Annotated in this window: 22 protein-coding genes; all 22 read left to right on the top strand. The window is 42.5% G+C overall.

Annotated elements, in window-relative coordinates:
• Entirely contained in the window at window positions 1–1,299 is a 1,299-nt protein-coding gene (gene secY / locus PYS60_RS06030; protein ID WP_315568472.1) for a preprotein translocase subunit SecY, read from the top strand.
• Window positions 1,300–1,368: 69 nt separating this feature from the next.
• Complete coding sequence (locus tag PYS60_RS06025; protein WP_315568470.1) at window positions 1,369–2,019, top strand: adenylate kinase; 651 nt, start codon at window positions 1,369–1,371, stop codon at window positions 2,017–2,019.
• 15 nt (window positions 2,020–2,034) lie between these two features.
• Complete coding sequence (gene map / locus PYS60_RS06020; RefSeq protein WP_315568469.1) at window positions 2,035–2,835, top strand: type I methionyl aminopeptidase; 801 nt, start codon at window positions 2,035–2,037, stop codon at window positions 2,833–2,835.
• A complete protein-coding gene (locus PYS60_RS06015; protein ID WP_315568467.1) occupies window positions 2,823–3,575 on the top strand; it encodes a hypothetical protein in 753 nt (250 codons plus the stop codon). Before map ends, PYS60_RS06015 begins: the two co-directional genes overlap by 13 nt.
• A 420-nt stretch (window positions 3,576–3,995) precedes the next feature.
• Window positions 3,996–4,214, top strand: a complete 219-nt coding sequence (gene infA, locus PYS60_RS06010) for a translation initiation factor IF-1 (RefSeq protein WP_315568465.1) — start codon at window positions 3,996–3,998, stop codon at window positions 4,212–4,214.
• A 210-nt stretch (window positions 4,215–4,424) separates the two neighbouring features.
• Window positions 4,425–4,538 carry a 50S ribosomal protein L36 gene (gene rpmJ / locus PYS60_RS06005; RefSeq protein WP_066715144.1) on the top strand — a complete coding sequence of 38 codons (114 nt, stop codon included), beginning with the start codon at window positions 4,425–4,427 and terminating at the stop codon, window positions 4,536–4,538.
• Between the two features lie 104 nt (window positions 4,539–4,642).
• Complete coding sequence (gene rpsM, locus PYS60_RS06000) at window positions 4,643–5,011, top strand: 30S ribosomal protein S13 (protein ID WP_315568463.1); 369 nt, start codon at window positions 4,643–4,645, stop codon at window positions 5,009–5,011.
• 15 nt (window positions 5,012–5,026) lie between these two features.
• A complete protein-coding gene (gene rpsK / locus PYS60_RS05995) occupies window positions 5,027–5,428 on the top strand; it encodes a 30S ribosomal protein S11 (protein ID WP_315568462.1) in 402 nt (133 codons plus the stop codon).
• A 53-nt stretch (window positions 5,429–5,481) separates the two neighbouring features.
• Window positions 5,482–6,447 (top strand): DNA-directed RNA polymerase subunit alpha, encoded by a 966-nt coding sequence (locus tag PYS60_RS05990; RefSeq protein ID WP_315568460.1) that lies wholly within the window; start codon window positions 5,482–5,484, stop codon window positions 6,445–6,447.
• Window positions 6,448–6,469: 22 nt separating this feature from the next.
• Complete coding sequence (locus PYS60_RS05985) at window positions 6,470–7,003, top strand: bL17 family ribosomal protein (RefSeq protein WP_315568458.1); 534 nt, start codon at window positions 6,470–6,472, stop codon at window positions 7,001–7,003.
• Window positions 7,004–7,128: 125 nt separating this feature from the next.
• On the top strand, window positions 7,129–9,120 hold the full coding sequence (locus PYS60_RS05980; RefSeq protein WP_315568456.1) for an ABC transporter ATP-binding protein: 1,992 nt from the start codon (window positions 7,129–7,131) through the stop codon (window positions 9,118–9,120).
• Window positions 9,111–9,911, top strand: a complete 801-nt coding sequence (locus PYS60_RS05975; RefSeq protein WP_315568454.1) for an energy-coupling factor transporter transmembrane component T family protein — start codon at window positions 9,111–9,113, stop codon at window positions 9,909–9,911. The genes PYS60_RS05980 and PYS60_RS05975 overlap by 10 nt, the downstream gene beginning before the upstream one ends.
• Before the next feature lie 8 nt (window positions 9,912–9,919).
• Window positions 9,920–10,855, top strand: coding sequence for a tRNA pseudouridine(38-40) synthase TruA (gene truA / locus PYS60_RS05970; protein ID WP_315568453.1), 936 nt, complete (start codon window positions 9,920–9,922; stop codon window positions 10,853–10,855).
• Window positions 10,856–11,041: 186 nt separating this feature from the next.
• A complete protein-coding gene (locus PYS60_RS05965) occupies window positions 11,042–11,950 on the top strand; it encodes a hypothetical protein (RefSeq protein WP_315568451.1) in 909 nt (302 codons plus the stop codon).
• Between the two features lie 285 nt (window positions 11,951–12,235).
• The gene (locus tag PYS60_RS05960; protein ID WP_315568450.1) at window positions 12,236–13,135 is read left to right on the top strand and encodes a hypothetical protein; all 900 of its coding nucleotides are present in this window, start codon (window positions 12,236–12,238) and stop codon (window positions 13,133–13,135) included.
• Between the two features lie 329 nt (window positions 13,136–13,464).
• A complete protein-coding gene (locus tag PYS60_RS05955) occupies window positions 13,465–14,253 on the top strand; it encodes a hypothetical protein (RefSeq protein ID WP_315568449.1) in 789 nt (262 codons plus the stop codon).
• 417 nt (window positions 14,254–14,670) lie between these two features.
• A complete protein-coding gene (locus tag PYS60_RS05950) occupies window positions 14,671–16,122 on the top strand; it encodes a hypothetical protein (RefSeq protein WP_315568447.1) in 1,452 nt (483 codons plus the stop codon).
• Between the two features lie 7 nt (window positions 16,123–16,129).
• Window positions 16,130–16,609 (top strand): hypothetical protein, encoded by a 480-nt coding sequence (locus PYS60_RS05945; protein WP_315568445.1) that lies wholly within the window; start codon window positions 16,130–16,132, stop codon window positions 16,607–16,609.
• A gap of 23 nt (window positions 16,610–16,632) precedes the next feature.
• A complete protein-coding gene (locus tag PYS60_RS05940) occupies window positions 16,633–17,559 on the top strand; it encodes a sugar phosphate isomerase/epimerase family protein (protein WP_315568444.1) in 927 nt (308 codons plus the stop codon).
• 3 nt (window positions 17,560–17,562) lie between these two features.
• Complete coding sequence (locus PYS60_RS05935; protein ID WP_315568443.1) at window positions 17,563–18,360, top strand: HAD-IIB family hydrolase; 798 nt, start codon at window positions 17,563–17,565, stop codon at window positions 18,358–18,360.
• A complete protein-coding gene (locus tag PYS60_RS05930; RefSeq protein ID WP_315568441.1) occupies window positions 18,350–19,252 on the top strand; it encodes a carbohydrate ABC transporter permease in 903 nt (300 codons plus the stop codon). Before PYS60_RS05935 ends, PYS60_RS05930 begins: the two co-directional genes overlap by 11 nt.
• Complete coding sequence (locus PYS60_RS05925) at window positions 19,249–20,073, top strand: carbohydrate ABC transporter permease (protein ID WP_315568439.1); 825 nt, start codon at window positions 19,249–19,251, stop codon at window positions 20,071–20,073. Before PYS60_RS05930 ends, PYS60_RS05925 begins: the two co-directional genes overlap by 4 nt.
• The last annotated feature ends 9 nt before the right edge of the window (window positions 20,074–20,082 follow it).

Here is a 20,082-nt window from a genome sequence, read left to right as displayed (position 1 = left end):
ATGGGTGATATGTTGGCAACATTAAAGGCTGCCTGGCGCAATGAAGATTTGCACAAGCGCCTGTTGTTCACAATGTTCATGCTTGTCCTGTTCCGCATCGGCGGTTCAATTCCGGTTCCCGGTATTGACCGCGTTGCTTTTACGGAAATTATTAAACGTTTCGGTACTTTAGGCAGCATGATGGACTTAATCTCAGGCGGTGCGTTGACTTCCGTGTCAATCTTCGCTATGGGTATTCAACCGTATATCAACAGCTCGATTATTATTCAATTGTTGACAGTAGCTATTCCTGCTTTGGAAAGAATGAGTCAGGAAGGTGAAACGGGACGTAAGAAAATTCAGAATATTGTGCGTATTTTTACAGTAATTCTGGGTTTGTTCCAAGCTTTCGCTTTCTGGTATGCTACAAGTGAAGTTGCTGTCAGTTCAGTACCTAAGTGGTTGACCTGCCTGGTTGTTGTCGGGACGTTTACCGCCGGTACGGCCGTGGTTATGTGGATCGGCGAATTGATTAATTTGCGCGGTATCGGTAACGGTATTTCCATCTTGATCTTTGCCGGTATTATTGCCCGTTTGCCGCAGATGATTACATCCGGTACAGCGTACTTTAATATTTGGACGGAGCAATCCAACTTCATTATGGCTGCTGTTTATGTGGTGATACTGATTGCCGTTGCTTTGGCGATGGTTTCCTTAGTCACCTATATCAACATTGCCGAGCGTCGTATTCCGGTACAATATGCCAAACGTGTTATCGGGCGTAAGATGATGGGCGGTCAAAGTACTTATTTGCCGATTCGTGTCAATCAATCGAGCGTTTTGCCGGTCATCTTCGCTATGGCTATTATCCAGATTCCGTCGATGATTACCTCGTTCGCTTTCATAAATTCGGACAGTCCGATTGTGATGTGGTTCAGAAATTTGGAGCGCAATCCCGTGCAGTATGTTTTCCATGTGTTACTTATTGTCGGCTTTACCTTCTTCTATTCTTCCATTCAATATAATCCGACCGAGATTTCCAATAATATGCAGAAGAACGGCGGCTTTATTCCCGGTATTCGTCCGGGGCGTCCGACGACCGATTTTATTCGGACCTGTGCTAATCGCTTGAACTGGTTCGAGGGTCTGTTCCTCTCGTTTGTTACGGTTTTCCCGATGATTATCGGTGCGGTAACTAAGACTAACGGCTTATGGTTCGGCGGTACGGCAATTATCATTATTGTCGGCGTGTGCATGGATACTTTGGCTCAGATTCAGTCGCAGATGTCGTCCAGACGGCTCAAGACATTCTTAGATTAATTCATTACCCTTGGGGGTAATAGACAAAAGCAGAGCAAATGACTCTGCTTTTATTTTATGGAGGTTACCATGAATTTGATTTTATTAGGCGCCCCCGGTTCCGGTAAGGGTACAATGGCGGAAACCATCGTGAAGGACTATCATTTGGTGCATATTGCGACGGGTGATATTTTCCGTTATAACATTAAAAATCAGACGGTTCTGGGTTTGGAAGCGAAACGTTATATTGATGCCGGGCAACTTGTTCCTGATAGTGTTACTATTAATATGGTTGCCGATAGATTGCAGCAGGATGATGTCAAGCAGGGATTTTTGCTGGACGGTTTCCCCAGAACGTTGGAGCAGGCGGAGGCTTTGGCGAAGATGTTGCCGGAATTGGGCCTGTCTTTATCGGCCGTGCTGGCAATTGATGTGCCGGAAGAACAAATTGTCGAACGCTTGAGCGGGCGTCGAGTTTGTGTCGATTGCGGTACAAGCTATCATGTACAGAGTAAGAAACCGCAAAGTGACGGCGTTTGTGACAGTTGTCAGGGTGAAGTTGTACAAAGAGCGGATGATGAACTGAAGACGGTGCGTGAACGTTTGGCAACCTATCATAAGCAGACGGAGCCTTTGATTGCTTATTATACGCAACGGGGTTTGGTGCAGCATTTGGACAATAGCGGTGATTACGCTTCATCGTATGCCAAGTTGGCTGCAATTCTGCGCAATATTAAATAGTGGAAGCGCGATTGTATGAGTGTGGTTTTGAAGACGAAACGGGAAATGCAGAAGATTTGGGAAGCTTCGCAGGTTTTGGTCGACATTTTCGAGCAAATTCCCGCCTATATTGTGCCGGGAAGGAGCACGCAGGATTTGGCCGATTTTGCCGAGAAAATTATTTTGGCGCACGGAGCAATCCCGACCTGTAAGGGTTACGGTGATCCGCCTTTCCCCGGAGCTATCTGTGTTTCGGTGAATGATGAAGTGGTGCACGGTATTCCGCACCCGGAGCATTTTATTAAAGAGGGCGATCTTGTAACGTTGGATATGGTGGCAACTTTGGACGGCTATTGTGCCGATGCGGCCAGAACTTATGCGGTAGGCGAGATTACAGCGGCCGACAGACAGTTGATGGAGGCGGCGGAAGAAGGCTTTTTCGCCGGTATAAAAGAAGTTCAGGTCGGCAAGCGCCTGGGAGATTTGGGCCACGCAGTGCAGAAAGTAGCGGAAAAATACGGTTACGGTGTGGTGCAGGAATTGTGCGGTCACGGAATCGGACAGGAGATGCACGAAGACCCGAACGTTCTGAATTACGGTAAAGCGGGGCACGGTTTGCGCTTCGAGCCGGGGATGGTTCTGTGCTGTGAACCGATGTTTACCGCCGGTAAACGCTATATTGAAGTTATGGATGATGATTGGACGATTGTTACAGCCGACGGTCGTAAATCATCCCATTATGAAAATACGTTCGCTTTGACGGATCAGGGAGTTTTTATTTTCACTTTGACGCCGGCAGAACGAGCGAAATACGGGGTGCCGATATGGAAAATTTAACGCAGGAACTTAGTCCGGAAAGAAAAGCTGAAATTTTGCGCAATGTCCGTTTCGTTGAATTGCGCAGATTGATCAACCGTCCCGACGGTCAGGAGCCGACGGAAGAAGAGTTGGAGCGGGCGGAGCATAACTACTATGTTGTCTATTCGCGCAACGGTTACAAAAGAATGCTCGATAGGTATCAGGAGCAGGTAATTGCCTCAGATAACCCGGTGGAAGTCGATATGGCGGAATATTGTACGCTTGAAGGTTTCTATTTGTCGATGATCGGCAGTGATAAAGGCGATTTGCTGCTGGAAATTATAAATGACGAGGACCGCAAGTATTTGGAGACTTTGATCCGGGAACAACTGTTGAAAGTGAACAAAGGCCGCGAGCGGAAGCTGAAACCGGCAGAGGCTGAGCCGGGATATAGGAAGTATCGCTACTTTATCGCTCCGAGCGAACAGACAATTTTGCAGGAACATCCGAAAAATATCAATCATTGTATGAAAGCTTCTTATCTACTGCTGATGGCGAAAGGTACGGATGCTTGGGCAAGATTGACAGAGAAAGAGCAGGAGTATCTGAGCCGCAAAGCTGATATATTGGCCCTGATGATGATAACTTCGAAAATTCGTGTCGCTACCGCCTGTCGGGAGCATAAGAATCTGCAGGAGATTGCTGTACCGCTTAATAAGCTGGAACAGATGATGCAGGAATACTATTTATTGTTGTGTGATTTTATTTGCAGAGAATAGAAACTGCAAACTGAGAAAAAGGAGGTAACTTTAAGTAATCAAAATCATTGTTAATGGTAAGACTTATAAAACATCAATAAGTCGGCAAGAGTAAAAAATGAAAAAGAAATTGCGCAGAGAACAAAGATGTCTCTCACGCAAGTATGAGAAATTAAAGAAAGGAGAGTCCACTCAAAAGAATATACAACTCTTAATCTAAGAGCTGCTTTAACTTACGAAGTTGCATAATGAAAGCAAACGTAAGTATGTACTGCGGGCTATCGCAGGAATTTACGACTGTGGAGTGTACAAGAACTTGTGAGTAGCGTATTGTTTACAATCGCCAAAGCATACACGTTGAAGCAGTAAGAAGTATCCGCAAGGACTTCAATTTCTCGATGTGTTTGAGTATATTTCAACACATTTTGAGTGGCAGATAATATGTCTAAATCGGATGTGATTGAAGTTGAAGGCGTGGTGGAGGAAGTTCTCCCGAATGCCGAATTCAAGGTGAAATTACCCAATGATCATATTGTTTTGGCCCACGTATCGGGACGCTTGCGCCAGAATTATATTAAGATTCTTAAAGGTGATAAGGTGAAAATGGAGTTATCGCCTTATGATTTGGATCGGGGCAGAATTACCTGGCGTGACAAATAAGTTTTGGTGAACGGACGTAAAAGAGCAGAACAAAGAGCGGAACAAATTACAAGCGAAACGCAAAAGTGTTAATAAAAAGTTAACACAAGCGGATAATAGCCTCGATATAGGGTTATATCGCTTGCAAATGCCTTTTTTTCTGCTAAAATATTAGAGCATATGTCAAAAAAGCACTTTTGCGCTGCTTTGACAATGATGGAGGTGACTCAAATGAAAGTAAGACCATCTGTAAAACCTATGTGTGAAAAGTGCAAGATTATTCGCCGCCATGGCCGTGTTATGGTTATTTGCAGCGACCCGAAGCACAAGCAACGTCAAGGTTGATTAAGGGCGCCTGAGTGCCCTTTATTTTGAATAATGGATGAGCGCGGCATATAACTGCTCATCTTCTATATAGATACAATATTTTTAACTCGGAGGTATGTAGAATGGCTCGTATAGCAGGTGTTGATCTGCCGAACGAAAAGCGTGTCGAGATTGCCTTGACTTATATCTATGGCATCGGCTTGACAAGCTCGAAGGAAATTTTAAGCAAATGCGAAATTAATCCCGATACACGCATGAAAGATCTCGGCGAGGCTGAGATTTCTAAAATTCGTGATATTTTGGAAAATGAATACAAAGTAGAAGGTGACTTGAGACGTGAGGTGGCTATGAATATTAAGCGCTTGACTGATATCGGCTGCTATCGCGGTCGTCGTCACAGAGCCGGTTTGCCGGTTCGCGGCCAACGCACCAAGACCAATGCCAGAACACGCAAAGGCCCAAGTCATACGATTGCAGGTAAGAAGAAGTAAAGGAGGTAAATTGCCATGGCAACAAAAACAAGCGTTAAAAGTCGGCGCGTAAAGCGCAAGGTTAAGAAGAATATAGAGCGCGGTCAGGTGCATATTCATTCCTCTTTTAATAACACAATCGTCACCGTATCCGACATGCAGGGCAATGTAGTAGCATGGTCCAGCGCCGGTGCTCAAGGTATGCACGGTTCACGTAAGTCAACTCCGTTCGCCGCTCAAATGGCTTCGGAAGAGGCTGCTAAAGTGGCTAAAGACAACGGCATGAGAACTGTTGAAGTTTACATTAAGGGACCCGGTTCAGGTCGGGAGTCTGCCATCAGAGCTTTGGCAACAGCCGGTTTGGAAGTCAGCTTGATTAAAGATGTGACACCTATTCCTCATAACGGTTGCCGTCCGCCGAAGAAACGTAGGGTTTAATCATTACTTTATTTGATGATAACTTTATTTACGTTGGTGATGGGAGGAAATGAATGTTAGATACTAATAGGCCCAATATTGAAACTGTGGAATTGTCAAGTGACAAGTCATATGGTCGCTTTGTGATTGAACCGCTGGAGCGGGGATACGGCCAGACTTTAGGCAATTCTTTAAGACGCGTTTTGTTATCTTCCTTACCAGGATCAGCTGTAACTTCTTTAAGAGTTGATAATGTATTGCACGAATTCTCCACTGTTAAGGGTGTCGTTCAGGATATGACCGAAATCATTCTGAATGTAAAAGGAATTCGCACCAGAATGCACGTTGATGCCCCGAAGACAATTTACTTGGCTCGAGCTGAAGGCTTCAAGGGCGATGTTTACGCCGGCGATATTACGACGGATGAAGAAGTTGAGATTATGAATCCGGATCATTTGATTTGTACGATGAACGGCAGCGAGCGCTTGTTCGCCGAGTTTACCGTTACGAACGGAACCGGATATAATACGGCTGAACAGAACAAATGGGTTAATCAACCGATCGGCGTTATCGCCATCGATTCAATTTTTACTCCGATTAAGCGAGTGAAATATGCGGTTGAAGATACCCGTGTCGGTCAGGTAACCGACTTTGACCGTTTGACGATGGAAGTTTGGACAGACGGCACGATCGAAGCTGACAAGGCTTTGGCGATGGCGGCATCCATTCTGATTGAACAGTTGAGCCTGTTCAAGGATTTGAGCGGTAATATCGTTATTAACGAACCGAGCGGTAAGCCCGTTGCCGGTCCGGAATATAACGAGGTCTACGATACGGCTATTGAAGATTTGGATTTCAGCGTCCGGACTTATAACTGTTTGAAGCGTGCCAATATTAATACGTTGGGCGATTTGGCAGTTAGAAGCGAAGATGAGATGATGAAAGTTCGCAATCTGGGTAAAAAGTCGTTAGAAGAAGTTATGCAGAAGATGAAAGATTTAGGTTTTGCCCTCTCCAAAGGCGAGACTGAGAACGAATAAGCGAATATAGGAGGAAAGTTAAATGCCAGGTCATCGCAAATTAGGACGCCTGACTAGTCATCGTTTGTCGATGTTGAACGGAATTGTTACCCGTTTGCTAGTTGACGGTAAAGTTGAAACTACATATATGCGTGCCAAAGAAGCACAGAAGATTGCCGAGAAATTGATTACTATTGCTATTCCGGTACATGATAAGTTCACAACTCGTGAGGTTGTCGCTTCTCATGCCAAGTTGGACGGTAAGGGTAAGAAAGTTTTGGAGCGCAAGAAGGTTGAGCGTAACGGTAAGACGGTGGAGTATGATGTTGTCAGTCGTGAATTGACGACTAAGACTGTCAAAGTTGACAGCCCGGCTCGTTTGGCTGCCAGACGTAAGGCTATGTTGCATGTTACATCCATGAACGATGCGGACGGTAATAAGGTTTACACTTTGAATCATCTTTTCGATGTTGTTGCTCCCCGCTATGTTGATCGCAAGGGCGGTTATACAAGAATTACCAAGTTGGGTGTGCGCCGCGGTGATGCAGCCGAGATGGCTTTAGTTGAGTTGGTGTAATGCAGCTTTAACTAGTCATAATAGTTGTATCAGCTTTGAAGAAAGTGAGAAAAGTCGCAATTTTTTCGGTTGCGACTTTTTTTCTGTGTTAAAATACGATGAAAACTGAAGCGGGAGAGTGAATTGTGCAGTCGGATATTGCTTTTGAGCTGAAACATGTTAATTTCAGTTATGAAGAGGGGCAGGTGACATTGGCTGATGTTACTGCTTCTTTAGTGCCGGGTTCTTATACGGCTTTGATCGGGCGTAACGGTTCGGGCAAGTCGACTTTGGCACGCCATTTGAATGCTTTGCTGTTGCCCGATAGCGGCAAGGTACGCAGCTTCGGGATTGACAGTCAGGATGATACGCAGCTGTTTGAGCTGAGACGTTTGGTCGGGATGGTTTTTCAAAATCCGGATAATCAGATTATCGGGACTACCGTGACGGAGGATATGGCTTTCGGGCCTGAAAATTTGGCGATTCCGCCGCTTGAGATTGCGGCGCGGATTAAGCGGGTGCTGCAGTTGTTACATATGGAGGCTTATAAAGATACGGCGCCGAGCAATTTGTCGGGCGGTCAAAAGCAGAAATTGGCCGTCGGCGGTATTTTGGTGATGGAGCCGCAAGCTGTCGTGCTGGACGAGGCGACAAGTATGTTGGATCCGTCGATGCGGCGGGAACTTTTGGCTTTTATTCGGCAGTTACGTTTGTCCAAGGGTTTGACGATTGTTAATGTGACGCATCATCTGGATGAAATTTTGACAGCCGATAAGGTTCTGGTTTTGCAGCAAGGACATTTGGTGCGGAATTATTCGCCGTTGGATCTTTTTAACGATGCGGCTTTGATTCGGGAGCTGAAGCTCAGCGTGCCGGGGGAGATTGCGCTGTTGAAAGTTTTGGAGACGGTACAGGGACGAGAGCTTTTAACTTTGCCGGATTTGTTGCCGGCGACGGTGCAAAAGGCGTTGTTGCAAAGTGCGGCGGCGTTGTTGCAGGCGGCGACCGATAAAGGTGAAGGAGCGCTTCTTATGCAGCGCTTGCGCGGGCAGATGGCGTTGTTGGCGCAGGATGAACAGGAGCTTGCGGCTCGTTTGGCGGCGAAGGTTAAGTCTTTGATGCAGGTTTTTGCGGCTGCAGGCGCCGTAGGGGCTGTGCAATCCGCTCAAGCTGAGCCTGAGCCTATTATTAAAGTCGAACATCTTACTTATCGCTATGAGGAGCAGGAGAAAAACACGCCGCCGGTATTGGACGATATTTCGTTCGAGGTCAAGCGGGGCGAGGTGTTGGCGATTGTCGGCCATTCCGGTTCGGGCAAATCGACTTTGATTATGCACCTTAATGCGTTGTTGGCGAATAAGCCGGGAGAAGTAATTATTGACGGGCTTGATGCTTCCGTGAAAAGTAATTTGCTGGCAATTCGGCGCAAGGTCTCATTGCTCTTTCAATATCCCGAGCATCAGCTTTTTGCCGAGACTGTTTATAAAGATATTGCCTACGGGCCGACGAAATTGGCGTATTCGCCCGCTCAGGTGGATAATATGGTCAATCTGGCAGTAACGATGTTGGGCTTTGACAAAGATGTTTTGCAGAAATCGCCTTTCGAGTTGTCCGGCGGTCAGATGCGCAAGGTGGCCTTTGCCGGAATTATTGCTATGTGGCCGGAGATTCTGGTTTTGGATGAGCCGGCGGCCGGTTTGGATGATTTGGGGCGGAAAGAGATGTTCAATTATATTAAGTTGTTGCAAAGTTTGGGCAAGACCGTTGTGGTTGTGTCGCATAATATGGAAGATGTGGCGGAGTTTGCCGATCGGGTTTTAATTTTGCAGCATGGTAAGGTTGTGAAGTTGGCAGAACCTGAGGTGATTTTCCCGGATCGGGATTTGTTGGCGGCCAATGCTTTGGAGCAGCCGACGTTTACGGCGTGTCTGCAGCTTTTGCAGGCGCGTTTGGGTTGGCAGCTGCCGACGTATGCTCCGACTTTGTTGCAGACTTTGCAGGTTATTCTGGATTTTGTTGCCGCGACAGTTGCTACGACAATTGCTCCGTCAGTTGCCGAGGCGCAGCAGGTAAAGCAGCAAGTAAAGCGGCAGGAGAGTAGCGCTGCGACGGAAAGAGGCAAGATACAGTGCGTATAACATTAGGTAAATATTATCGAGCCGATTCGCTGATTCATAATTTTGATCCGCGGCTGAAAATTGTCACATCTTTCGTGCTGATGATTTTGATTTTTTGTCTGCAAAGTTTGTGGGCGCTGGCGGCATATGCTTTGATTTTGTTGGCGTTGTTCGCCTGTGCCAAGTTGCCCTGGAGCTGTTTTTGGCAAAGTTTGAAGCAGATTGTCGCTATTTCGGCCGTTATTTTTCTGATGAATCTGTTTATCGGTACGGGCGAGACGGTTTTGTGGCGTTGGCGTTTTATTGTGATTTATCAGGAAAATTTGTTGCAGGCGGTTAAGATGCTGCTGCGGATTGTTTATCTGGTTTTGACTTCGACTTTATTTTTGACGTTGACAACTTCGCCATTAGTTATTGCCGCCGCTTTGGAAGATTTGTTTAAGCCTTTTTCCAAATTCGGGTTTCCCGGCCACGAGATTGCTATGATGCTGTCGATTGCGTTGCGTTTTGTGCCGACGATTGCCGAGGAGATGGAGACTTTGGAGAAGGCGCAGTTGGCGCGCGGGGCTGATTTTGATACCGGCGGTATTATTAAAAAGGCTAAAGGTATGGTGGTTATTCTTGTGCCGTTGTTCGTTTCGGCGATCAATCGGGCGCTGGATTTGGCTACGAGTATGGAGGCTCGCTGTTATCACGGGGGGGAGCATCGGACACGTTTGCAGCAGTTCAAATTGCAGGCGCGGGATTATTTGTTGGCTTCTTCGTTGATCGGAGCTTTGGTGCTTTTGTTGCTCGGGCAAGTTTATTTGTGAGGTGAAATGTGTTGTTGGCGGATGATGCGGTGAAAGCGGCATTTATGCCGGCTGAGACACCTGAGCTTGCAGCTTTTTTGCAAGCGGCGCCGCAGCCGGTTTTTAATTGTAATTTCCGTGATTATCACAGGCGGCGGAATATTGCTTTGCTTTTGCAGTATGACGGGCGGGATTTTGCCGGTTTTCAGCGGCAGAAGAATGCTTTGTCGGTGCAGGAGGTTTTGGAGCGCTGCTTAAGTCGTTTGTGCGGGGAGGATATTTTAATTTACGGTTGTTCCCGGACGGATGCTAAGGTTAGTGCCTTGGCTTATGTGGCGAATTTTTATACGGATGCGGCAATTCCGCTTGCCGCTTTTCCTCTAGCCTGTCAGGCGCTGTTGCCGCCGTCCGTGTCCGTGTTGGAGGCGGTGGAGGTTGAACATGATTTTAATGCCCGCTTTTCAACTTTGGCTAAGACGTATTATTATGATTTGCTTTTGGCGCGTTTTGTGCCGGCTTTGCTGCGCCCAAGTCTCTGTCGCTGCTATTATCAGTTGGATGTGAATAAGATGCAGGAAGCGGCGGCGCTGTTGGTCGGGGAGCATGATTTTCGGGCTTTTTGTGCGGCGAAGGCGCAGGTGACGGATTACAGACGGCGGGTGTTGAGTTTGCAGCTGCGGGAGTTTACGTTGGCGGCGCCTTTTAATTTGCCATGTTTGCGTTTTGTTATCAGCGGTGACGGTTTTCTCTATAATATGGTGCGTATTATTGTCGGGACGTTGACGGATGTCGGCCGCGGGCGGCTGTCTGTCGCGGAAGTTGCGGCTTTGCTTGCTGCCGGTGAGCGGACACGGGCGGGGATGACGATGCCGCCTGAAGGTTTGACTTTAGCGCAGGTTTATTATCCTGAGCGCCTTTTTGCTTCTCTTTCAGATTCTCCGGCAGCCGGCGGCCGGCGGAGCTAAATTTCAAACAGGTGACGGAAACGGGATTTATGTGCACAAATGTGAAAACGGTGTGAAGTTAAGGTGAGACAAAAGTGAGGTTGCAGGAAAAGTTGTTTCAGGGGTAAGAAGCTGTGCTAAAGTATGCGTGTACTGAGGCGGGCACATCAACCACCGTACTCAATAAATTAAATGGAGGAAATAACCATGAAGAAAATTATCACATTGGCTTTGGCTGCTGTAATGACATTAGGTTTGACAGTATTGCCGAAGGCAGATTCCAACAACTATGCTTCGTTGCAAAAGAAAGTAAAAGACGCTGAGAAAGCTGTAAAAACAGCTGAAGAAGCAGTCGAAACTGCAAAGAAAGACAAGACTACAACTTTAGAGAAGCTTGGTCAATTAGAAAAAGCAGTTGAGACAGCTAAAAAAGCTCTCGAAGATGCCAAGAAGAAGTTACAAGCTAACGATTACGGTTATGTAACAATCAAAGATGAAGAAACCGGCAAAGTATACGCTGATGCAGTAGAAGTACCTGCAGGCACATATACACCGGCACAATTGATCGAATTGACAGGCGCTGAGAAGAACTCCAAAGACGGTTTGGTAGCTGGTAAGGAAGCAAAAGCTGTTTATGTAATCAAGGATCACGAACATTCTTATTTTACAGTTAAGGTACAACCTTTGATCAAGTACACAATCCATCCTTTGGATAAAGAAGGTCGTTCATTAGGTCATACTTTTGATGTTACAAAGAAGACAGTTGCAGAGTTCGTTACAGCTGCAGGTAAAGATGGTGTCGCTCCGAAAGAATTGACATTTGATGCAGCCGGCGTTAAAGGCGTAGATGTAAACGGTTACTTCGTATTGGATGAAGAAGATGCAAGAAACCATGAGCATGTTTATGTAGGTAACTACACCAAGGGCGGCGTTGTTGATGTTTATGCTTACTACAAGCAAGCTACAGCTAAGAAGTACACAGACAAGAACGGTAAACCTGTTAAGGGCACAAAGAACGGCCAAGTCGGTAAGACAGGTGAAGTTGCTACAGTTGCTACAGGTATCGGTGCTTTGATGACATTAGCCGGTGTAGTAGTTGCTACAAAGCGTCATTAATTGTCGAACAGACAGGAAGTTCGCTGAACTATAACAGCCGCCTCTAAGGCGTTAAACAAGAGTTGATGAGAAGACACCGCCTCAGGCGGTGTTTTCTTATTTACCGGAATAATTTAATTACCTATAGAATATGCACAACTGTGAAAACAATGTGAAGTTAAGGTGAGACAAAAGTGAGGTTGCGGGAAAAGTTGTTTCAGGGGTAAGAAGCTGTGCTAAAGTATGCGTGTACTGAGACGGGCACATCAACCACCGTACTCAATAAATTAAATGGAGGAAATAACCATGAAGAAGATTATCACATTGGCTTTGGCTACTGTAATGACATTAGGTTTGACAGTATTGCCGAAGGCAGATTCCAACAACTATGCTTCGTTGCAAAAGAAAGTAAAAGACGCTGAGAAAGCTGTAAAAACAGCTGAAGAAGCAGTCGAAACTGCAAAGAAAGACAAGACTACAACTTTAGAGAAGCTTGGTCAATTAGAAAAAGCAGTTGAGACAGCTAAAAAAGCTCTCGAAGATGCCAAGAAGAAGTTACAAGCTAACGATTACGGTTATGTAACAATCAAAGATGAAGAAACCGGCAAAGTATACGCTGATGCAGTAGAAGTACCTGCAGGCACATATACACCGGCACAATTGATCGAATTGACAGGCGCTGAGAAGAACTCCAAGGACGGCTTAGTAGCTGCTGAGGGTTCAGAAGCTGTTTTCGAAATCAAGGATCACAGACATGCTAATGTCCTGGTTAAGGTTCAACCTTTGATCAAGTACACAATCCATCCTTTGGATGAAGAAGGTCGTTCATTAGGTCATGCTTTTGATGTTACAAAGAAGACAGTTGCAAAATTCGTTACAGCTTTGGAAGTTGCTCCGAAGGAATTGACATTTGATGCAGCCGGCGTTAAGGGCGTAGATGTAAACGGTTACTTCGTATTGGATACAGAGAGCCCCGCAAATGCTAAGCACGTTTATGTCGGTAATTACACCAAGGGCGGTGTTGTTGACATTTATGCTGTTTACACAAAGGCTACAGCCAAGAAGTACACAGACAAGAACGGTAAACCTGTTAAGGGCACAAAGAACGGCCAAGTCGGTAAGACCGGTGAAGTTGCTACAGTTGCTACAGGTATCGGTGCTTTGATGACATTAGCCGGTGTAGTAGTTGCTACAAAGCGTCATTAATTGTCGAACAGACAGGAAGTTCGCTGAACTATAACAGCCGCCTCTAAGGCGTTAAAGTAGATAAAAGGGCACTGCTTCAGGCGGTGCCTTTTTTCGCTTAAGTGCAGCGCTGTAACTGTCAGCGGTTGCCGCCTGCCTCATTACACCACTATTACAAAAAGCGCCGAATTTTGCATAATTGAGACAAAATGCTGCGAAATATTAGGCTTATATTATAGTTTGCGAACAGCCCGAAATTTCGGGCAAAATCGTGTTATATTGTAGTTGTAGTTAAGTTGCTCCGACAGGACATATTCTCTGAAGCAACTTTATCTTTGGAGGTAGGTAAAATGAAACGTATTTTAACAGCAACCATGGCGATGGCGCTAACTGCCTGGTTAAGCATTTGTCCACAAGCAGCGTCCAACAACGGTGCAGTACATCTTAACGCTCCGCAAGCAGGACAGACTGCAACCTTAAACGGTGCAAGCACTAATAAGAAGGCCGGTACGGCAACAGTGAAGGTTGTTGATATTGCCAGCAATCAGGATGTAGCTAACTTCAATATTACAGAAGGTGTATACACACCGGCGGAATTACTGGCAAAGAGCGGATTGAACGGTTATGTTTTGGCAGAACGGCAGACAATGCCTTTTGTCGGCGGCAAACTGGAAGTTAAGGCGGGGAATATCAATGTTTTGGCAGTTTCCAAGGTTATTGCTATTAACGTTGAAGCTTATGATGCTAACGGTAATCGTTTAGGCGTTTACAGCACAACTGTCAGCCGCAATTATATCAGCGTCCACGGTTTCGTCACCGCTTTGACGGTAGCTAATCCGAGTATGGTGGTAGAAGCAGGCTCCAACTTGCCGCAGAATTTGCTCGGTTATTATGCTTTAGCAAACGATGCTCGTAACCAACAGCCTCAGAAGTCCGAACAATGGGCTAACAATATTGATGCTGCTCCGGCCTTTACAGTTAAAGCTTATTATGTGAAGACGACAGCTCCGCAGAATAACGGTGCCGCTTCGACTATGAAACAAGGTCAGGTCGGCAAGACCGGTGAAGTTGCCGGTGTTGTCAGCGGCTTCGGTTTGCTTTTGACTTTGGCTGCTGCTGCTTGCAGTAAGCGCAAGTAATTTTTAACTAGCGTTCATATTAATTTTATCCGCGCCTCGGGAATGTCCTTTTCCTGAGGCGTTTTTTTGTGCTATACTACCAAAATAAAGGTCAAAAGCGCAGGCTTTTCTATGAGTTTTGTAATAATTAGATAGGATAGGTGAGAAAGTGGCTCTTAATCCCTTTGGTTTCTCTTTTTCCGACGAACCGGATATAGGATTGCAGATTGACTCATTTATCGAAAATATTTTAATTCTTAAATAATTTATGCTTTATTCAGACTAAAATTTATATACGGTCTGAAAATATGCATTATGCACAAAATAAGCGCTTAAAAAAAGAAAAAAGATGTGAGATTTTACCTGAAAATATAATATAAATACTAAATTGTGCTATAATCAAAAATATAATGTAATGGTGGGATTGGAGATTAATTTATGAGAAAAAAATTAAATGTTGGTGTTTATTTACTTTTTTTAATAGGTTTCCTTTGCTCCGCTTTTAGTGTTCAAGTTGCGGCGGAATATTCTATTAATATTTCTATTCCTTCAAAAGAACAAGCTTGTGTTATACCTCCCGGTAAAGATTTTTATGTTTTGGGAGACTTATATGGTGTCAATACTAAAGATAATTTAACTTTAACAGTGGATTTACTCACGTTAAAAGGTGATGCTGTACGCAGCTTTAGGTCAACTTCATTTCATAAGCCGGAAAATACGAACGTTAATTATAAATTTCTTAGCTATTATGCCGGAACAGATCGCAGACCGTTATATAGTTCTTTGATGCCGGACTTAGTATATGACAGAAATAATCCGGATACATTTAAAGATGCTTGGCGTAAAATTTGCTTTGATACACACCATTTTGCCGTTTTAGTTTCAGGTGGAGCATATAATAGAGATCTAAATCTTAATTCTGAGCGGGGAAATAGTTGGAAAATACTTCCCGAAGGAGAGTATAAGATTGTGGTTAAGCTGCTTAAAGATGGCTCAGAAGTAGCAAAAAACGTAAAAAATATAAAAATTGGAGTCAGCAAGGACATTGCATGTTTTCGTTTTTCTCCGGCTAATCATTACCGCCAAATTGAAAAATATGCGAAAAGAAATGGCATAAAAATTCTTTCGGATCCTTTAGTGGGATTTTGGCATCCTGCTGATAATTTTTCAGAATTTCATAATAGTTCTCTGTTTGCAGAAATATTGCCGAAATGGCGTTGGAACGACTTAACTGAATATCAAAACAATCATATCCATTTGTTTGATTATAATATTTCTGAAACTTCAGCAACTTATCAGGTGGAAATAGGTACAGCTCAAAAGCAAGGAATTATTGAAAACAATGATAGATTTACGTCATATTATTATAGTTATGGCGAGCCACAGATAGAAGGTGCTAAGTCGGCTGAAATTTTAAAGTTTAATCGTGATGAATTTTTAGCTTTAACTAGATTGGATCTTAATAGTGATGGTAATGATAATATGCTGGAACCGAGCAAGTTGAAAAAATCTACTTCAATATTATCACCCAAAGAGAATGAAATTATTTCTGTTGGTCGAAAATTTGCTATTACCGGTTTAGTTAAGCCTATTCAAAATGTGCAATCTTCTATAATTAGCAATTCTGATAATACTTTTGATTTTAAACACCGCTTGTCTGCAGTGCGTTATATCATCAGTAAGGGAAATCAGAAAGAAATTATAATTAAGAATATCGGCTTAACACGTGTATTAGAAGGCAGAAAGAGACAATCAATATTGGAATTTGAGCATGAGTTTAAGTTAGACTCTAAATGGCGTGGAAATGTGGAATTAAGAGCAGAGGCGCTTGATGAAACAGGCAAAACTTATCATTCCAGACCTGTGAAACTTAAATTACAGATTGCATAGAAAATGTATGATGGAAAAATCACTTAATTGGATGAATGGGTTTAACAACATCTTGCAGAAGTATAAATTGAATTTTGACCCTGTAGATATTTTCTTTCTAGCTTTGAGCGTGTATGGTATTTGCTCAGATACTAAAGAAGCGGAAGAGTCTGTTACAGATTATTTGCAGAATAAAGCTAAAGAATTGTCTAATGTGAATAGGATTTGGGAGCAAGCTGTATTTGCTTATTTATGGCATAATATTAATTATCAAGTGGCATTGGCTTGGGAGAGATTCTGTTTTGTTCGCGGTGTTGTTTTATTCACAGTGGATAAATTGGATCAACTGCGTAGAGGATATATATGCCAAAATAATTTTGAACGTAACATATGTAGAATATTATTTGAATTGGATAACGTTAATGACTTAGATGAGCAGCTAAAGTATTTAAATGATTATGAATATCGATCAATTAAAGAAAAAATTGCTGTATTTTGTCCAAATTGAATAGGATAGAAGGGCTTATTGTTATGATTTTAACCACATCAACGAATTTGTGTTGGGAACGTCCGGATAGATCTATTATGCCTTTAGAGAAGGCAATTCCACTTTTGGCTCAGGCCGGTTTTAAAATTTTAGATATGAATTTTTATGATTGGGCTTTACCCGGCTCGCCGTTTTTAACTTCAAACTGGCGTAGTTGGATTGATTCTGTTAAAAGAACAGCGGAACAAAATGGTGTTAGTTTTATCCAAGGACATGCTTATACTTTTGATTATGCCGCTTTATCTGAAGAGAGTAGCGAATATCAGTCTCAACAGGAATTAGTCGAGCGCTCACTTGACTGCTTAGCAATATTAGGAACTAAAGTTTGTGTAACCCATCCTTCTACTCGTAGAACTATTCATTTGGTTAAAGATTCTAAGTCTTTGGCTTTTAGATATATGAAACGATTGGCGGATTATGCAGAGAAGTATGGAATGAGAATTGCAGTTGAAAATATGTGCGATAAATTTTCTCCATATCAGCGAAAGTATTTTGTAAGTTTTGAAGAGATTTCTGATTTCTTTGATACGGTTAATGATTCGCGGCTTGGTTTGTGTTGGGATTTTGAACATGGATTATTGATGCGACATCAGCAAGAGGAAATCCTTTATGAGTTAAAAAAAGTGTTGATTGCTACTCACGTTTCAGATAGCCTGAGTAATGTAGATACGGATTTGATGCACGTTCCTCCTTTTTTTGGCAGAGGTAATAATTGGGGCTCCATTATGCCTGTTTTACATAAAATTGGGTATAAAGGTTGCTTTAGTTTTGAATCTCATAATTTTACTAATTGGTTACCGGATGAAGTTCTAGTTACAGGACTTGAGTTGTGTCATCAAATTGGCCAAAAGTTATTTTGCCTGGCCGACTCTTCCACTTTGATTGTCGACGATAGTAATAATGGCAGGTGAATAATGGTTTTATATGATCTAGTTGCTTGTGACATTGATGGTACTTTACTTGATCATGATGAGCAATTGACGGATGTTCATCAACAACTGAAGCAATTTATTAAACTGAAAAAAATTCCTTTTACATTCGTTTCCGGTAGATCTTGGCCGGGTTTGAAGAAATTAATTGATTTTTTTGAGCCGGAACTTCCTGTGCTGGGGAATAATGGTGGTACAGCCTATTACAATGAAAGGGTACTTTGGACACATTCATTTTCAGCACAACCTTTGTGGCAAGCTATTTGGACAGCTTCTCAACTTGATATGTTGATCGTTTATACTGTAGGTATGAATGAATATGCTTATAAGTATAATGACTATTTACAAAATCAAATAGACCGTTTTGATCGTTATAAAACCATTTGGACAGCGAATAGAACTGAATGGTCGAGACTAAATTTGGATAAAATTATGATTATTGATCCCCAAAAACCGGGTCGAATAGATTCGGTATTGAAGACAATTCCCATTAATTTTAGAGAAAAACTAAATATTATTCGTTATAATGATCGCTCTGTGGATATAACTGCGGCACAATCCGATAAAGCTTTAGGATTGAAAGATTTGATGGAATATTTAGGTGCTAAAAGCGCAATTGCATGTGGCGATGATCTTAATGACGTGGATTTTTTGAAAGCTGCCGACTTAGGAATAGCTGTTGCTAATGCACATCCTGATTTGTGCTCGGTGGCAGATGTTTTGTGCGAGAAAAAAGGAGCAGAAGGAATACTGAATTGCTTACGAAAAATATATGAATCGTAAATTAGGGTTAAGAGAGGTATTTAGTTTGAATATAACTGTTAAGCGTAAAATTGAACCTTATTTGTGGTTGGCACCAAGTTTTGTGCTGTTTGCTTTATTTGTCTTTTATCCATTCTTTATTACGCTTTATAAGAGCTTTTATATTGTTGATTCATTGGGAGCGGTACGCAAGTTTGTTGGTGCCGGTAACTACTTATACATCTTGAAGGATAAGGAGTTTATACAGGCAATTTTGAACACACTGTATTTTGCATTGTTGACTGTACCTGCTTCGAAAATTATAGGATTATTATTAGCGATGCTGGCTTATCATAAACATAAATTGTCAATTTTGTATGAAACAAGTTTTGCTATTCCGATGACTATCGCTTCTTCGACTGCAGCTATGATTTTTCAGTTATTATATGTACCGACTTTAGGTTTTATAAATGGGATTACAGGGTTGCAAATAAGGTGGTTAACTGATCCTAAAGTAGCTATGTTTTCTATTGCTTTGATTCAAATATGGTTGTCATCAGGATATGCTTTTGTTTTCTTATTATCCGCTGTTAGAAATATTCCTGAAGCAGTATTGGAAAGTGCTTCTATAGATGGAGCAACCGGCTGGCGAAAAATGATATTCATTATATTACCTTTGATTTCACCAACTATGTTTTATTTAATAGTCATGGATATTCCCTTTAGTATTATGATGGTAAGTTTGAACAACGTTTTGACGCAGGGCGGTCCTAATAATTCAACTATGACCGTGATGTTGTATATTTATAATCAAATTGCTTTAGTAGGAAACAATACTTATGCAAATGCCGCAACGATGATTGCTTTTATAATTACACTGGGATTTATTTTATTAGGATTTGCATTTGAAAAGAAAGGAGTTCATTATCAATGATTAGGCAAAAATTAAATAACTATATTTACCAGATGTTCTGCTTGCTCGTTGCTTTTGTTGTTATTTTCCCAATTTTATATGCTGTTTTTGTATCTTTTATGAGACCTGAGGACATCTTGACCAATCCTCCGCACTTTTTTCCGGTGAGTTTTACTTTAGATAATTATAAAGAAGCTTTTTCCAGGACTTTGTTAGGCAGATATATTTTTAATTCATTCGTTGTAGCTATGATTTCCAGCTGCTCCAGAATTGTACTGGGTGCAATGGCTGCGTATGCTTTTGTGTTTTTTGAATTTAAAGGTAAGAAAATACTTTTTATGTTGGCTTTATGTACAATGATGGTTCCGACCGAAGTGGTTATGGTATCTAATTTTACAACCGTGTCACGATTGGGTTTAATTAATACTTATTTAGGTATATGTGTCGTGTTTTTGGTATCAGCTAATAATATTTTTATTATTAGACAGTATTTTATGTCAATAGATAAGTCGTTGTGGGAAGTAGCGCAGATTGATGGATGTACTAGATTTAAGTTTTTTAGTAGAATTTTATTACCCGTTGCTAAGCCGATAATAATTACAATTTTTTTATCTTCATTCGTTAATTTGTGGAATCAATATGTTTGGCCCTTAGTTGTAACTAATAGAAATGAAATGAGGACAATTCAAGTCGGTATTACGATGCTTAAGGACCGTGAATCAACAGCTTTTGGCCCGGTAATGGCCGGTGTAGTTGTTTCTTTAGTTTTTACCGCTTTAATTTTTGCTTTATTCCAACGTAAAATTGTAGCAGGGATGATGTCAGGTTCTGCTAAAGGATGAATATTTAAT

This window comes from Amygdalobacter indicium (assembly GCF_029101545.1).
In the GTDB taxonomy this organism is placed as follows: domain Bacteria; phylum Bacillota; class Clostridia; order Saccharofermentanales; family Fastidiosipilaceae; genus Amygdalobacter; species Amygdalobacter indicium.
Note: the sequence above shows the minus strand (reverse complement) of the source record. Positions and strands in the feature narration are given on the sequence as shown.

Bases quoted from the DNA above. Each gene is read 5' to 3' on its own strand.
- PYS60_RS05950 (WP_315568447.1), top strand. From the start codon at position 14,671: ATGAGAAAAAAATTAAATGTTGGTGTTTATTTACTTTTTTTAATAGGT.
- PYS60_RS05935 (WP_315568443.1), top strand. From the start codon at position 17,563: ATGGTTTTATATGATCTAGTTGCTTGTGACATTGATGGTACTTTACTT.
- PYS60_RS05945 (WP_315568445.1), top strand. From the start codon at position 16,130: ATGATGGAAAAATCACTTAATTGGATGAATGGGTTTAACAACATCTTG.
- PYS60_RS05930 (WP_315568441.1), top strand. From the start codon at position 18,350: ATGAATCGTAAATTAGGGTTAAGAGAGGTATTTAGTTTGAATATAACT.
- PYS60_RS05925 (WP_315568439.1), top strand. From the start codon at position 19,249: ATGATTAGGCAAAAATTAAATAACTATATTTACCAGATGTTCTGCTTG.
- PYS60_RS05965 (WP_315568451.1), top strand. From the start codon at position 11,042: ATGAAGAAAATTATCACATTGGCTTTGGCTGCTGTAATGACATTAGGT.
- PYS60_RS05955 (WP_315568449.1), top strand. From the start codon at position 13,465: ATGAAACGTATTTTAACAGCAACCATGGCGATGGCGCTAACTGCCTGG.
- map (WP_315568469.1), top strand. From the start codon at position 2,035: ATGAGTGTGGTTTTGAAGACGAAACGGGAAATGCAGAAGATTTGGGAA.
- PYS60_RS05960 (WP_315568450.1), top strand. From the start codon at position 12,236: ATGAAGAAGATTATCACATTGGCTTTGGCTACTGTAATGACATTAGGT.
- PYS60_RS05940 (WP_315568444.1), top strand. From the start codon at position 16,633: ATGATTTTAACCACATCAACGAATTTGTGTTGGGAACGTCCGGATAGA.
- PYS60_RS06015 (WP_315568467.1), top strand. From the start codon at position 2,823: ATGGAAAATTTAACGCAGGAACTTAGTCCGGAAAGAAAAGCTGAAATT.
- rpsM (WP_315568463.1), top strand. From the start codon at position 4,643: ATGGCTCGTATAGCAGGTGTTGATCTGCCGAACGAAAAGCGTGTCGAG.
- infA (WP_315568465.1), top strand. From the start codon at position 3,996: ATGTCTAAATCGGATGTGATTGAAGTTGAAGGCGTGGTGGAGGAAGTT.
- PYS60_RS06025 (WP_315568470.1), top strand. From the start codon at position 1,369: ATGAATTTGATTTTATTAGGCGCCCCCGGTTCCGGTAAGGGTACAATG.
- PYS60_RS05985 (WP_315568458.1), top strand. From the start codon at position 6,470: ATGCCAGGTCATCGCAAATTAGGACGCCTGACTAGTCATCGTTTGTCG.
- PYS60_RS05990 (WP_315568460.1), top strand. From the start codon at position 5,482: ATGTTAGATACTAATAGGCCCAATATTGAAACTGTGGAATTGTCAAGT.
- secY (WP_315568472.1), top strand. From the start codon at position 1: ATGGGTGATATGTTGGCAACATTAAAGGCTGCCTGGCGCAATGAAGAT.
- rpsK (WP_315568462.1), top strand. From the start codon at position 5,027: ATGGCAACAAAAACAAGCGTTAAAAGTCGGCGCGTAAAGCGCAAGGTT.
- rpmJ (WP_066715144.1), top strand. From the start codon at position 4,425: ATGAAAGTAAGACCATCTGTAAAACCTATGTGTGAAAAGTGCAAGATT.